Raw genomic sequence first — 13,992 nt, 5'->3', positions numbered from 1 at the left:
GAGGCTTAGCCACTTTTTTCCACGAATAAATTTAGACTCTTTGATAGAGCAATATAGCAAGCTTGATTTTTACTGCAACAGATTACATATTAGGACCCATGGGACGTTTCATGTGAAACAATCTGAAGTTCCAGGTCCGACCAGTGTAACCGGTGGCGATGGCGAAGAGGCCACACCCGTACCCATCTCGAACACGGAAGTTAAGCTCTTTAGCGTCGATGGTACTGCATGGGAGACTGTGTGGGAGAGTAGAACGCCGCCGGTTCTTTTTTAAAAAAGCCTTGATTATTTATTGCAAATGGTCAGGGCTTTTTTATTTTTTATCAACCCCGGTTTAGGAAATACCATATTAATGATTTTTGCAGATAACATCTCCCTTGCCTATGGCAAGCGGGTCCTGTTCAAAAATGTCAACATCATGTTTAAACCCGGCAACTGTTACGGCCTCATTGGGGCGAACGGTGCGGGAAAAAGCACCTTTTTAAAAATTCTTGCACGTGAGCTTGAGCCGGATACCGGAACGGTTTCCGTGGGGCCCAGGGAGCGGATCGCTGTTTTGCGGCAGGATCATTTTGCTTTTGATGACCATGGGGTGATTGAGACGGTAATCATGGGCCATGAAAAGTTGCACCGTCTTAAGGCCGAACGGGAGGCCCTTTATGCCAAACCTGATTTTTCCGAAGCGGACGGTATCCGGTCCGGTGAAATCGAGGTCGAGTTTGAAGAGATGAACGGGTATGAGGCTGAAGCGGATGCGGCGGTGCTCCTGAAGCACCTGGGAATTGATGAAGCGCTGCACGCAAAAAAAATGAAAGAACTTGAGGGCGGTGAAAAAGTGCGGGTCCTTCTGGGTCAGGCCCTGTTCGGCAACCCGGATGTCCTGCTCCTTGACGAACCCACCAATAACCTGGATATCCAGGCCATTGCCTGGCTCCAGGAATTTTTGTTTCGGTTCAAAAATACCGTGATTGTGGTTTCCCACGACCGGCATTTCATGAACCAGGTATGCACCCACATTGCCGATATTGATTTCAGTAAAATTTCTGTGTATGTGGGCAATTATGATTTCTGGTACCAGGCCAGCCGGCTCAACCTGAAGCAGAAATTGGCGGACAATAAACGGATGACCGAAAAGGCCGAAGACCTGAAAGCCTTTATCCGCAGGTTTTCCTCCAATGCGTCCAAGTCAAAGCAGGCAACATCCCGGAAAAAGCTGCTGGATAAGCTGACCATTGAAGAGCTGCCGGTATCGAGCAGAAAATATCCATTTATACGCTTCAAACCTGAAAGGCCTTGCGGAAACATTATCCTGGAGGTAGAGGGCCTTTGCAAGACCATTGAGGGTGAAAAAGTTCTGGATAATATTACGTTCACGGTGAATAATGGAGATAAGATCGCCTTTGTGGGCCCAAACAGCCTTGCCAGAACCGCACTTTTTGATATCCTATCAGGAAAAACGCAAGCGGATGCCGGTGCCTTCAGGTGGGGTGTCACCACCAGTCGTTCCTATTTTTCCAAAGAGCATGCGGCATTTTTTGACAAGGACCTTAATCTGATCCACTGGCTGCTGCAGTTTGCCCCGCCCACCGAGGGAGAAAGCTTTGCCAGAACCTTTTTGGGGCGAATGCTTTTCTCGGGTGAAGATGCCTTGAAAAAGACCCATATGCTCTCCGGCGGCGAAAAGGTCAGATGCATGCTGTCCAGGATGATGCTGTCCCACTCCAATGTCCTGATGCTGGATGACCCCACCAACCACCTGGACCTGGAATCCATAACCGCCCTTAATGACAGCCTGGTTGAATTTCCTGAAGTGATTCTTTTCACCTCCCACGACCATGAGTTTATCAACACCATTGCAAACCGTATCATTGAGATAACGCCCGACGGGATCATCGACCGCCTCATCTCCTATGATGAGTACATTCAAAGCTTGGAAGTCGCCCGGTTGCAGGAAAAAATGAGCGCATAGACAAAGGGATGGACAGGCAGGCAGAAAAATAGCATGAAAACCGAATATGATGTGGTGATTATCGGGGCTGGCGCCTCCGGTCTGATGTGCGCGGCCCAGGCCGGAAAACGCGGGAGGCGTGTAATAGTTCTGGATCAGGCCCCTAAACCCGGGCGCAAGATACTTATCTCCGGCGGCGGCAGGTGCAACTTTACCAACCGCCGGGTCAGTGCCCAAAATTATATTTCATCCAATCCGCATTTTGTAAAATCTGCGCTCAGCCGGTACCGGCCACAGGATTTTATTGACCTTGTCCGGCAATACGGGATCCGCTTCACCGAACGGGAACACGGTCAGTTGTTCTGCACGGGCAGTGCCGGGCAGATCCTTGATATGCTGCTGGCAGAGTGCCGCAGCGCCGGTGTCTGCCTGGCATTCAAAATAAGTATCACCGGCATTGAGAGGCAGGGTTCTTCATCCAGGGGGTTCCGGATCTGTACAGCCAGGGAAAGCATAGAGGCCTCATCCCTGGTCATTGCCACCGGAGGGCTATCAATGCCTGCAGCCGGGGCTACGCCGTTCGGATACAAGGTCGCCGGGCAGTTCGGCATTCCTGTGGTAGAACCCAGACCCGGGCTTGTTCCTTTTACGTTTCAGTCCGGCGATAAAGCGGTTCTGGCCCCACTGGCCGGAATTTCAGTCAAGGCACGGGTCCGCACGGGATCTGCCTCGTTTAAAGAACAGCTTCTGTTTACCCACCGGGGCTTGAGCGGTCCTGTGATCCTGCAGGCATCATCCTTCTGGCAGCCCGGTGCCCGGCTGACCATCGATCTTTTCCCGGATGGAAATCTGGGAGACCTGCTGGAAACACTACGGCAGACCCGTCCAAAACGCCATTTAAAATCCGTCCTGGCCGAGCATCTTCCAACACGTTTGGTCCAGGCCCGTATAGATGAAAAACTGTTGAACTGCCCTATTCACACCCTTTCCCGCCAGGGGCTTGAACGTGTGATAGACGAGATTCACGCCTGGAAGATCCAGCCCGGCGGCACCGAAGGATACAGAACTGCCGAGGTAACCGTCGGCGGAATTGACTGCCGCAGGTTTTCTTCAAAAACCATGGAATCTCAAGATGTCCCGGGACTTTACGCCATCGGCGAGGTGCTGGATGTCACGGGGTGGCTGGGCGGATACAATTTCCAGTGGGCATGGTCTTCGGCCTGGGCCGCCGGACAGGTGGTGTAGACTTTTTAGAGGGGCATCCTGGCTGCATACATGGGCGGAGTAAATCCTGCGGCAGGAAAAAGGCCGGTCCTCATATATCATGCAGGCGTTATTTTTCATAAGGAACGGACAGGGAATCGCTTTGCCGGCTTCCCGTTGCTTTATTTTATTAATTAAATTGCATGGCTTTATAGCCCAATTCTTTCGGTCTCATTCCTAAACAAAAATTAACATTCTGTAACAGCCTGTTGACCAATAGCGAGTAACCATTATATTTAGTCCCTGTAAAAAACAGTTAAGGATGTTATGAACACTTTCAAAAACAGATATGATGTCATTGTGGTGGGTGCAGGACATGCCGGGTGCGAAGCCGCCCTGGCTGCAGCCCGGATGGGCTGCAACACCCTTTTGCTCACCATTGACATGGACAAAATTGCAGCCATGCCCTGCAGTCCCTCCATCGGCGGAACGGCCAAGGGACAGCTGGTCAAGGAAATTGATGCCCTGGGCGGCTGGATGGCAAAGGTATCGGACTCTTCGGCGATCCAGTACAGGACCCTGAACACCCGTAAAGGACCGGCGGTCCAGTCCACCCGGACCCAGAATGACAAGAACATGTATTCGCGAAACATGAAGCATGTTCTGGAAACGGCTGAAAACCTGGATCTCAAGCAGACCATGGTGGAATCTTTGATCATTGAACACGATGAAATTAAAGGCATTGCCGAGAATACCGGATTTGAATATTTTGCGCCCTGTGTGGTCATTACCACAGGCACCTTTTTACGGGGCACCGTCCATATCGGGGCCTCCAAAATCCAGGCCGGACGTGCCGGAGAATTTGCCTCCACCGGTCTGGCCCTGAGCCTTGAATCCATGGGACTTGAGATGGGGAGGATGAAAACCGGCACCCCGCCGCGCCTCCATGCCGATTCCATTGATTTTTCAAAATTCAATCTCCACGGATCAGACCAAGAGATCAAACCCTTTTCCTTTTCCACCACCAAGGTGACAACGCCCATGCTGCCAAGCTTCATGGGTCAGACCAACCCGGGTACCCATACCATCATTCGCAACAATCTGAAGTATTCAGCCCTGTACGGCGGACATATCAAGGGCCGGTCCGCCAGGTACTGCCCATCCTTTGAAGACAAGGTGGTAAAATTCCCGGAGCGGGACTCCCACCATGTGATCCTGGAATATGAAGGCATAGACTCCAAAGAAATTTATGCTTCGGGACTGGGCAACAGTCTGCCCCTTGAGATCCAGTACCAGGTGGTGCGTTCGGTAAAAGGCCTTGAACAGGCACAGATCATGCGCCCGGCCTATGCCATTGAATACGATTATGTATCGCCCCTGGAACTGACGCCCGCCCTTGAAACCAAAAAAATCAAGGGACTTTTCCTCGCCGGACAGATCAACGGCACATCCGGCTATGAGGAGGCCGGGGCCCAGGGGCTGTGGGCCGGGGCCAATGCTGCGGCAAAACTACTTGGCCGTCCGCCTTTTATTCTGGACCGGTCCCAGGCCTATATGGGGGTCATGGTGGATGACCTTGTCACCCGGGGCACCAAAGAGCCCTACCGCATGTTCACGTCCAGGGCCGAATACCGGCTGCTGCTCAGGGAAGATAATGCAGATCTGCGTTTGGCCCGGATCGGTTATGAATACGGACTGACAGAGAAAGGGCGCCTGGATGAGGTTTCCCGGATTAAAGAGGATACCGCAAAAGAGCTTGAACGCATCAGCCGGACCGTGGTCAAACCCAGTGATGAAACCAATGCCTTTCTTGCCGAACACAACTCCAATCCCATTGACACAGGGGTCCCGTTAACCCAGTTGCTTAAACGTGCGGAGCTCAGTTACAATCTTTTAAAGCAGATTGCCCCCGCTCCCGAACCTGTCCAGGACCGCGCGGTCCGGCAGGTGGAAATTGAAATCAAATATGAAGGGTATATCCGGCGTCAGCATAATGAAATTAAAAAGTTTGAGGATCTGGAACGGATAAAAATTCCGCCTGAATTTTCCTTTGATGCGGCCCACGGCCTGTCCAATGAGATCAGGGAGAAACTCAACCGGATCTGCCCGACATCTCTGGGCCAGGCATCCCGCATTGACGGAATGACCCCGGCGGCTATCTCCGTTCTGATGGTTGCCATCAGCGCATTCAGGCAAAGCCGATCCCTTTGATACAAAGGAAGGTCTTTCCTCCCCTTGACTTCGATGGCTTGGGCCTTATTTTTATTACACATTTGTACTAATAAAACAACCATACAGCCAACGGCAAAGGAATCAGATATAACATGGCGCAAGATTACTACAAAACACTCGGGGTAGATAAAACGGCGACAGCCGCTGATATAAAAAAGGCTTACAGAAAACTTGCCCTCAAATACCATCCGGATAAAACCAAAGGGGACAAGGATCTGGAAGATAAGTTCAAAGCCACTTCCGAAGCCTACGCGGTTCTCAGCGACCCTGAAAAAAGAAAACAGTATGACACTTACGGATCTGCCGACTTCCAGCAAAGGTTTTCCCAGGAGGATATTTTCAGAAACTTTGATCTGGGCGATATTCTCAAGGAGTTTGGTTTTGGCGGAGGCGGTGGATTCAACCGGTCCGGCGGTTTTTCCTCTGGATTTAGACAGGGCGGGGCAAAGACTTCATTTTCCGGCATGGGGGGGAATCCCTTTTTCCAGAACGCGGCGGGGCCTGGAGCCGGTTATGGTCGCAAATCCCCGACCCGGGGCAAAGATCTGGAATATGAAATCCCATTAACCCTGGACGAACTGATCAATGGTGCCGGCAAAACCATTACCATCTCCCAGAACGGGGAGGCCAAAGCCATTGAGGTGAAAATTCCCAAAGGCCTGACCCAGGGCAAAAAAATCAGACTGGCCGGCAAAGGCGAATCAGGCGCACACGGCGGTCCGGCCGGCAACCTTTACATCAAGTCCAGTCCTGCCCTGCCCCAGGGCATTACCCTGGAGGAAAACGACATCCTGATGACAAAGGATGTCCGGCTCACCCAAGCTCTTCTAGGAGATAAGATTGAGGTGAACACCCCTTCAGGAAAAACCATAAATCTGACATTGCCGCCGGGGACCGGACACAAGGCAAAAATGCGTTTACCGGGCATGGGAATTCCCCATATGAAAGGAAATGGTTGCGGAGATCTCTATGTTGTGGTTAATATAGAGATGCCGAAGATTTTAAACTCCAAACAGCAAAAGCTAATCAAAGAACTAAAGGAAACAGGTTTATAATTTAACATGCCCGAATTAATCCCCTTGATTTCCCAACAGGAAATCAAGGAAAAAACCCGGGAAATCGGACAAAAAATCACCCAAGACTATAAAGGTCTTGATCTCGTGGTTGTAGGGGTGCTCAAAGGGTCTTTTATTTTTCTGGCCGATCTTGTCCGGCAGATCTCCATTGATCATGAAATTGATCTGGTGGGGGCATCATCTTACGAAGGCACATCATCTACCGGGCAGATCGTATTTACAAAGCAGCCGGACCTTGAACTAAAAGGACGAGATGTACTGCTGGTGGAAGATATCGTGGATACAGGCCGGACCCTTGCCAAGATGATCGAATTCATGCAGCGGTTAAATCCCCGGTCCATAAAAATATGTGCGCTGATTGATAAAAGCGAACGACGGGAAGCCCAAATCAATGTGGATTATGCATGTTTCCGCCTTGATGAGGGGTTTATCGTGGGCTATGGGCTGGACTACAATGAAAAATACAGAAACCTGCCGGCAATCTTTGATTTAAAATTATAAAGTTAATTATTCAAATTAAGGGGATGCCCAATGATAATTACCTGCGAAGCGTGCTCAACCCGATTTGTCCTTGATGACGCCCTGATTAAGCCTGAGGGTTCAAAGGTTAAATGCAGTAAGTGTCGGCATGTTTTTACAGCCTTCCCACTGGACGGTCCGAAAATTGAGATCCCCCCCGACCTGCCGAAACCTCAAGAAAACGATATTTCCGTTGAGGAACCGGAGATCCAAGACGATTTCAATATCGAGAGCGATTCATACAGCCAGGACGCTGACCTGGAAGATGCGGATATTGATTTCTCAGAAATTGAATTCGATGAGGCGAAATTTGAACAGAATCCGCCAGAACGACAGACAGACACGGAATCAGCGGATTTTCAGTATCAGGAAATTGAAGGTTCGGCAAAGGACTTTGACGAAGACAGCCTTGATTTCGAAACCGCTGATTTTGAGATAGATGAACCGGAACTGGATTTTCAGGATAATGCTCTTAAACTCGACGCCCAGGATTTTGAATTTCAAGAAATTAAAAATGGAAGTGCTTCTGGGCCAATATCAGTATCCTCAGATTCAGATATGGCTGATATTGAAATCAGTTTTGCCCAGGATGACGACACAGTGGAAGATCTTGAGCTAGAAGAGTTGTCCTTGGACATGGATGACCCAGTCGAAGAGAAGTCGTCCATTGATGACCTTGAACTGGATTCGGATGATCAGGAAGCGGACGAGGAGATTGAACAGACCGCCGCAGAGCACGATAAATTTGCAGAATATGACAAGGTGCTGGAACAGGAGACCGAACCCCAAGACGCCGGTATAACCATTGCGGACCCTGAAGTGGAAGAGAATACATATCGGTCTGAAAACCTGCTGGCCCCCACAGATGACGAAATCAATACCACGATAGGGACATCAATGGGCCAGGAGGCCTTTATCACGACGCTGTCCGAACAAAGTGTCCGTGAGAAACCAAGCGCAAAGGAGAAAAAAGGACTAAGCTTGCCGGTTAAGATTCTGCTGGTGCTAGTGCTGCTGATTCTGGCTGCCTATGTGGCAATCATCCGCCTTGGTGTAACCATTCCGGTGGTGTCCGACATTCAGATTCCCTTTATCACTGAATGGCTTGCTCCCAAACAGGCACCCCAGCCGCCACTTGACCCCATACCGGACGAACCCAGTATCAATGGACGTTTTGTTTCCAATAAAAGCGCAGGAGATCTGTTCGTTGTCACAGGCAGGATTAAAAATCCGTCCAATATTGCTGTCAGCTACATCCAGCTCAAAGGAACCCTGATGACAAAGGACAACACCAAAGCAAAAACGCTGATAGCTTATTGCGGAAATATAATTCCCGAAGAGACTCTTATGTCCGGCAATATCTCGGACATAACCAAACAGATGGGCGTAAGACAGGGAAATCAAAACACCAATGTCAATATCAAGCCTGGCGCTTCGGTTATGTTTATGCTGGTTTTTTCCAATTTGCCCGAGGATCTGTCCAACTTCACCGTGGCAGTAGAGGGCTTTGAACCTGCTCAAGAATAAATCAGCCACACATGAATCATGTATTAAAGGAAAATTATTAAAACAAATTAAAATTTTATTTGACATAAATCATGACATTATGCTATAAAATTCTGGTTTTTTGTGGCGACGTAGCTCAGATGGTCAGAGCATGCGGCTCATATCCGCAGTGTCCGGGGTTCAATTCCCTGCGTCGCTACCAGACTCTACAATGGCCCCTGTCCTCAGGGGCTTTTTTGATTTTATACCCCCTATGGTTTCAGTGCTAAGGCAAGTTGGCGGATATCCTCCGGCGTTGTCCGGCAACATCCCCCGATGAGCCTGGCCCCATCTTTTGCCCACTGCACCGCCATTTCACCAAACGAGGGCAGATCCGACTTCGGGGTCCACGCATTGGTTAAACTATTATACACTCTGCCTTTATTGGGGTATACCACCACGGGTTTTTCAGTCATCGACCGGATCTCTCTGACAAGGGATGCCACATGAAGGGGATCTGTACAGTTGATACCTATGGCAGCCACACAGGGTTTTCCATCCAGCCATTGGGCGCAATCGCGAAGCGCCTCTCCGCTGCTGATGTGCTGTCCGTCCCTTGCACTGAAGCTAAACCAGGCCGGGGGCGCATCCAGATCCTCCAGTAGCCGGACAAGGGCTCTGGCTTCGGCAAAACAAGGCAGGGTTTCGCAGGCCAGAAGATCGGGCCCGGCTGAAACCAGTATTTTCAATCTCTCTTTGTGAAAATCAACCAGTTCATCTTCACTTATGCTGTACTTGCCCGTGTATTCTGACCTGTCCGCCAGAAAGGCTCCATAGGGCCCCACAGACGCAGCCACCAGGGGTTTAAGCCGATTGACCCGGTTGACGGGATCAGCCCAGAAAGCATCCACGATGTTTTTTGCCAGCGTCACGGCAGACCGGATAAGATTTTTGACCTGTTCCGGGGTGTACCCCCGGCGCGCCAGACCCTGGAATGTGGCCTGGTAACTTGCCGTAATCAGACAGTCCGCACCGGCATGAAGATAGTCGCTATGAACTGCTGCAATCATGTCAGGATTGTCTGCCAGAAGCCGAGCCGACCATAGCGGATCATCAAGATTACACCCCCGGCGCTCAAGCTCCGTGCCGAGCCCCCCGTCAATGATCAGATATTTCTGCTGTTCAAGATACGCGCGGATAACATCGACCATGGTCTTATTTTCTCCTCTGCCCTTTTCATATTTTGAGATTCACACCCCAATTATGAAATCCATGCATGAATTTGAAAAGTAAAAATTTAACCACCTTGACATTTTTGATTCAGACCCAAATTTATGATAGATTTTTCAAAGCACCAGGCTATTTTATATGAAAGTCCCAATAAGTTGTTAAGTTACTTTCATGTTTTGCTGTGAGTTAAGCCTGGGTGTTAATGACCAGGTCGGCCCATGGCCGTTATTAACAAGGGAGTACCTTATTTATGCCAGGCGTATATGAAATTTGTGTCCAAGACCATTTTGCAGCAGCTCATTCCCTGAGGGGCTATGACGGCAACTGCTCAAATCTGCACGGCCATAACTGGGTTGTTGAAGCACACATCCGATGCACCAAACTCAACCAGCTGGGCATGGGCATAGATTTCAGGGATGTTAAAAGTGTGCTCAAGGATGTTTTAAGCAGACTGGATCACACCAATCTTAATGAGATTGCCGAATTTGGATCAATCAATCCCACGGCTGAGAACCTGGCCAAATTTCTCTACTCGGAATTGTCCAGGCGTCTAAACACCGAATTCATCAAGATCCAAAAAATCATGGTATTCGAAAGTCCGAGCTGCGGATCATCCTACCAGGAGATATAAGTGTCTTTGGAGATCTGCGAGATTTTTTACAGTCTGCAGGGGGAATCTACCCGTGCGGGCCTTGCCTGCGTCTTCGTCCGGCTGTCCGGGTGCAACCTCTCCTGTTCCTGGTGCGACACCACCTATGCCGCAGTACAACCTGTTTCCATGACCATAGATCAGATCGTGGGCCGGGTGGCGGCCTTTGAATGCCCCATGGTTGAAATTACCGGCGGCGAGCCGTTGATTCAGACCCAGACCCCCGCATTGATATCCGCACTTCTGGAAAAAGGATTTCAGGTGCTGCTGGAAACCAATGGGAGTTTAAGCATTGCATCTGTGGATCGGGCCTGTATTCGCATCATGGATGTCAAATGCCCCTCATCCGGTGAAGCCGGATCATTTCTTTTAGACAACTTGAATCACATGACAGCCCGGGATGAAATTAAATTCGTGGTGGGATCAAGACAGGACTATGAATATGCCGCATCCTTCATTAAGACACACCTTGTGAATCATCCCAGAGAGAAGGTACACATCTGTCCGGTTTTCGAAGCGATTGAGCTTTCGGACCTGGCTGCATGGATACTTAAAGAGAGGCTGGGCGCAAGACTGTCTCTTCAACAACACAAAATCATCTGGGATCCGGATTTAAGAGGAGTATAAACCATGACCAAAAAAGCCGTTGTTCTTTCATCCGGAGGTATTGACTCTACCACTGCCATGGCCATTGCCAGGGACATGGGGTACGATATTTACAGTTTAAGTTTCAGATATGGCCAGCGCCACAGCGTGGAGTTGGAATGTGCAAAGAAAGTGGCTTGCCATTTGGGAACCATTGATCATAAAATTATGGACATTGACCTGCGCCAGTTCGGGGGTTCTGCGCTCACGGATGACATTGCCGTGCCCAAACACGACAACGTGGCGCAGATTGATCAAACCCGGATTCCCGTCACCTATGTACCGGCCAGAAACACCATCTTTTTATCCTATGCCATGGCCTGGGCCGAGGTACTTAAAGCCGAAGCCATTTTCATCGGTGTCACAGCCGTGGATTATTCAGGATACCCGGACTGCAGGCCAAAGTTCATTGAAGCCTTCCAGACCATGGCCAATCTGGCCACAAAAACCGGGGTAACAAAACAGACGGTTTTGACCATTGAAACCCCTTTGATCCAAATGTCAAAATCTGAAATAATCACCACTGGACACAGGTTAGGCGTAGACTACAGCCTGACCATCTCCTGTTATGATCCGGACGACCAAGGCCGTTCCTGCGGCAGATGCGACGCTTGCCTGCACCGTAAAAAAGGATTTAGAGAAGCCGGTATCCCAGATCCGACCCCCTACACATAGTATTTGAACGGCTCGTTAAAGGAAATGTTATATTTAGTTCTTTAACTTAAATTACCATTTAACACTTGACTTTCACCTCTATCCCCATTTATAGCTATGATATCTCTGTTTCAAGCTGGCACAAGTATTTAAGATGCAACTTTTCCAACAGGATTAAAATGGCTTGAAACTTATTTTTTTATTTCCATTACAGGAGATCGCCAATATGGCTACAGGTACAGTGAAATGGTTTAATGACTCAAAAGGTTTTGGATTTATCGAACAAGATGATGGAGGGAAAGATGTCTTCGTGCATCACTCTGCTATCAATAAACCAGGTTTTAAATCCCTGAAAGAAGGGGAGCGTGTTTCATTCAATATTGAACAAGGTCAGAAAGGTCCTTCTGCAGTAAATGTAACCGCGCTATAGTCAGCGGTATGACCTGTTAAAAAAGTTCCCGGACGGGGAATTGTTTGGGAACTTCCTTTTTTATAACAGCCATGGGCCGACCTGACATATCAACTGCCAGACATAGCCCACAACAAAGCTTGAAAGATCTGAGTAACTTACCCAGACTTTTTTATAAAAATCCATTAATTAAGTATAATCAAATAAATAGTAACTTAATGAGTGGAGAATTCTCTTTCGCCTTTGGTTATCTCCTTTTTCTGTAAAGTTGGATTTTAACTTCTATAACATACAACATACAGGATGGAAATATGGAAAAATGCGAGTGGAAAATTGTTGATGCCAATGAAAATCATTACGAATCAGAATGTGGCGGGGACTGGTTTTTTTTTGACGGGACGATAGAAGAGAATCAAATGAAAATATGCCCATTTTGCGGGGAACTGATAAGTGAGATAGAATCAGCACTGTAAGTAATTGATTTTTAGGCAATAAAGTACGCTGTTCGGATATTTTTTCACAGCGAGTAAGCACAATGATATCTACTGTTGCCCAGGCCTTTTTCAAAGCATTCAATAACAAAAGCATTGTGGGTAATAACCCATAAGTTCACAGAAAAATGCTTTATTGTGTGGAGCCCACTTTTATAGACCCCCCATGTTCTGACGGACACAACAAACAATAAAAGATGTGATTTTTCAACTGGTGCTGTTCGGATCAGGGATTTCGCGTTCATGGATGCCCAGCAGAAACAAGAGTCCATCCAGGCCCATGGTGGAAATGGCATTGGCCGCTTTTTCCCGGACAATGGGCTTGGCGTTAAAGGCCACACCAAGGCCGGCAATGGAAATCATGGGCAGGTCATTAGCCCCGTCACCCACGGCAATGGTCTGCTGGATGGACAGATTTTCTTTTTTTGCAAGTTCGCGCAAAAGGTCTGCCTTTTTCTGCCCATCCACAATGTCTCCGGAAACCCGGCCTGTGACTTCGCCGTTCTCTATTTCAAGGGTATTGGCAAATACATAATCAAACCCCAGGGTTTCTTTAAGATAATTGCCCACAAAGGTAAAACCGCCGGAAAGAATGGCAAGCTTGTAGCCCAACCCCTTCAGGGTCCGGGTAACAAGATCGGCCCCGTCGGTTAGGGGAAGGGTCCGGGCAAGGTTCTTGATCTTCTCTTCCTTTAATCCTTTGAGCAGGGCCACACGACGTCTGAAACTTTCCTTGAAATCAATCTCCCCGCGCATGGCAGACTCCGTGATTTTGGCCACCTGATCCCCGACACCGGCCAGTTTTGCCAGTTCATCAATCACCTCGGCCTGGATCAATGTGGAATCCATATCAAACACAACAAGCTTGCGGTTCTTTCGGTATATATTGTCATCATGAAAGGAGATATCAATACCCAGGTCCTGGGAGATGTGAATGAACCTGCCCTTCATATCCGGTATGCTTCTGGGTGTACCGGACACGGCGAACTGGATACAGGCCATAGGAGGTTCCAAAGGCCTTTTCAGGGATCTGCGGCCGGACATACGGGTAATGGAATCAATGTTTAGATCATGATCGGTAATCACCGAGGAAACAGCTGAAATCTGGGCAGTGGTAATGGCCCGGCCCATAACCGTAATAATCCTGCGCTCCTTGCCCTGGGTCTGGACCCAGGTTTCGTAATCATTAGAATCCACGGGCACAACATCTACGGCCAGTCCCATCTTATGCCCTTCAAAAATCAGATCCTTGAACATCAGGGAAAAATCCTGGGAATATGGAATATCCACCAGCATGCCAAGGGAGATATGTTCATGAATTACAGCCTGTCCAATATCCAGAATGCTCACCTGATATTGGGCAAGGATGGTTGAAATTCGCGCCGTAAGACCTTTTTGATCCTTGCCCGTAATGCTGATAAGAACAATCTCCCCCATAATCTATCCCCTAT

The 13,992-nt window shown here is 48.8% G+C and carries 13 protein-coding genes, 1 tRNA gene and 2 rRNA genes (1 of these 16 only partly in view); 14 read left to right on the top strand and 2 right to left on the bottom strand.

Annotated features, from left to right (window positions below; translation table 11 throughout):
* The 9 genes from DESPODRAFT_RS01415 to DESPODRAFT_RS01375 all read left to right on the top strand — a co-directional run.
* Positions 1-13, top strand: a 23S ribosomal RNA gene (locus tag DESPODRAFT_RS01415); it begins 2,972 nt to the left of the window's first position.
* A 135-nt stretch (positions 14-148) separates the two neighbouring features.
* Positions 149-265, top strand: a 5S ribosomal RNA gene (gene rrf, locus DESPODRAFT_RS01410).
* Between the two features lie 87 nt (positions 266-352).
* Entirely contained in the window at positions 353-1,969 is a 1,617-nt protein-coding gene (locus DESPODRAFT_RS01405; protein ID WP_004070770.1) for an ABC-F family ATP-binding cassette domain-containing protein, read from the top strand.
* A 33-nt stretch (positions 1,970-2,002) separates the two neighbouring features.
* On the top strand, positions 2,003-3,193 hold the full coding sequence (locus DESPODRAFT_RS01400) for a BaiN/RdsA family NAD(P)/FAD-dependent oxidoreductase (protein WP_004070768.1): 1,191 nt from the start codon (positions 2,003-2,005) through the stop codon (positions 3,191-3,193).
* Between the two features lie 285 nt (positions 3,194-3,478).
* A complete protein-coding gene (mnmG, locus tag DESPODRAFT_RS01395) occupies positions 3,479-5,362 on the top strand; it encodes a tRNA uridine-5-carboxymethylaminomethyl(34) synthesis enzyme MnmG (protein WP_004070766.1) in 1,884 nt (627 codons plus the stop codon).
* A gap of 113 nt (positions 5,363-5,475) precedes the next feature.
* The gene (locus DESPODRAFT_RS01390) at positions 5,476-6,438 is read left to right on the top strand and encodes a DnaJ C-terminal domain-containing protein (protein ID WP_004070764.1); all 963 of its coding nucleotides are present in this window, start codon (positions 5,476-5,478) and stop codon (positions 6,436-6,438) included.
* 6 nt (positions 6,439-6,444) lie between these two features.
* Positions 6,445-6,960, top strand: coding sequence for a hypoxanthine phosphoribosyltransferase (gene hpt / locus DESPODRAFT_RS01385; protein WP_004070762.1), 516 nt, complete (start codon positions 6,445-6,447; stop codon positions 6,958-6,960).
* A gap of 30 nt (positions 6,961-6,990) precedes the next feature.
* Positions 6,991-8,505, top strand: coding sequence for a zinc-ribbon domain-containing protein (locus DESPODRAFT_RS01380; protein ID WP_004070760.1), 1,515 nt, complete (start codon positions 6,991-6,993; stop codon positions 8,503-8,505).
* Between the two features lie 104 nt (positions 8,506-8,609).
* Positions 8,610-8,686 (top strand) — tRNA-Met (locus tag DESPODRAFT_RS01375).
* Between the two features lie 49 nt (positions 8,687-8,735).
* On the opposite strand, the gene mmuM is transcribed toward DESPODRAFT_RS01375, so the two are convergent.
* Entirely contained in the window at positions 8,736-9,674 is a 939-nt protein-coding gene (mmuM, locus tag DESPODRAFT_RS01370) for a homocysteine S-methyltransferase (RefSeq protein WP_004070757.1), read from the bottom strand.
* Between the two features lie 269 nt (positions 9,675-9,943).
* On the opposite strand from mmuM, the gene queD reads away from it, so the two are divergent.
* The 5 genes from queD to DESPODRAFT_RS19810 all read left to right on the top strand — a co-directional run bounded on the left by queD (position 9,944) and on the right by DESPODRAFT_RS19810 (position 12,523).
* On the top strand, positions 9,944-10,324 hold the full coding sequence (gene queD / locus DESPODRAFT_RS01365; RefSeq protein WP_004070754.1) for a 6-carboxytetrahydropterin synthase QueD: 381 nt from the start codon (positions 9,944-9,946) through the stop codon (positions 10,322-10,324).
* Complete coding sequence (locus DESPODRAFT_RS01360) at positions 10,325-10,969, top strand: 7-carboxy-7-deazaguanine synthase QueE (RefSeq protein ID WP_004070753.1); 645 nt, start codon at positions 10,325-10,327, stop codon at positions 10,967-10,969.
* A gap of 3 nt (positions 10,970-10,972) precedes the next feature.
* On the top strand, positions 10,973-11,662 hold the full coding sequence (gene queC / locus DESPODRAFT_RS01355) for a 7-cyano-7-deazaguanine synthase QueC (protein WP_004070751.1): 690 nt from the start codon (positions 10,973-10,975) through the stop codon (positions 11,660-11,662).
* A 205-nt stretch (positions 11,663-11,867) separates the two neighbouring features.
* Positions 11,868-12,071 (top strand): cold-shock protein, encoded by a 204-nt coding sequence (locus DESPODRAFT_RS01350; protein WP_004070748.1) that lies wholly within the window; start codon positions 11,868-11,870, stop codon positions 12,069-12,071.
* A 290-nt stretch (positions 12,072-12,361) separates the two neighbouring features.
* Positions 12,362-12,523, top strand: a complete 162-nt coding sequence (locus DESPODRAFT_RS19810; protein ID WP_004070746.1) for a hypothetical protein — start codon at positions 12,362-12,364, stop codon at positions 12,521-12,523.
* 225 nt (positions 12,524-12,748) lie between these two features.
* On the opposite strand, the gene serB is transcribed toward DESPODRAFT_RS19810, so the two are convergent.
* Positions 12,749-13,978, bottom strand: a complete 1,230-nt coding sequence (gene serB / locus DESPODRAFT_RS01345) for a phosphoserine phosphatase SerB (RefSeq protein WP_004070740.1) — start codon at positions 13,976-13,978, stop codon at positions 12,749-12,751.
* Positions 13,979-13,992: the final 14 nt, after the last annotated feature.

It is taken from the genome of Desulfobacter postgatei 2ac9 (genome assembly GCF_000233695.2).
Classification (GTDB): Bacteria; Desulfobacterota; Desulfobacteria; order Desulfobacterales; family Desulfobacteraceae; genus Desulfobacter; species Desulfobacter postgatei.
This window is presented reverse-complemented; position numbering and strand designations above follow the sequence as displayed.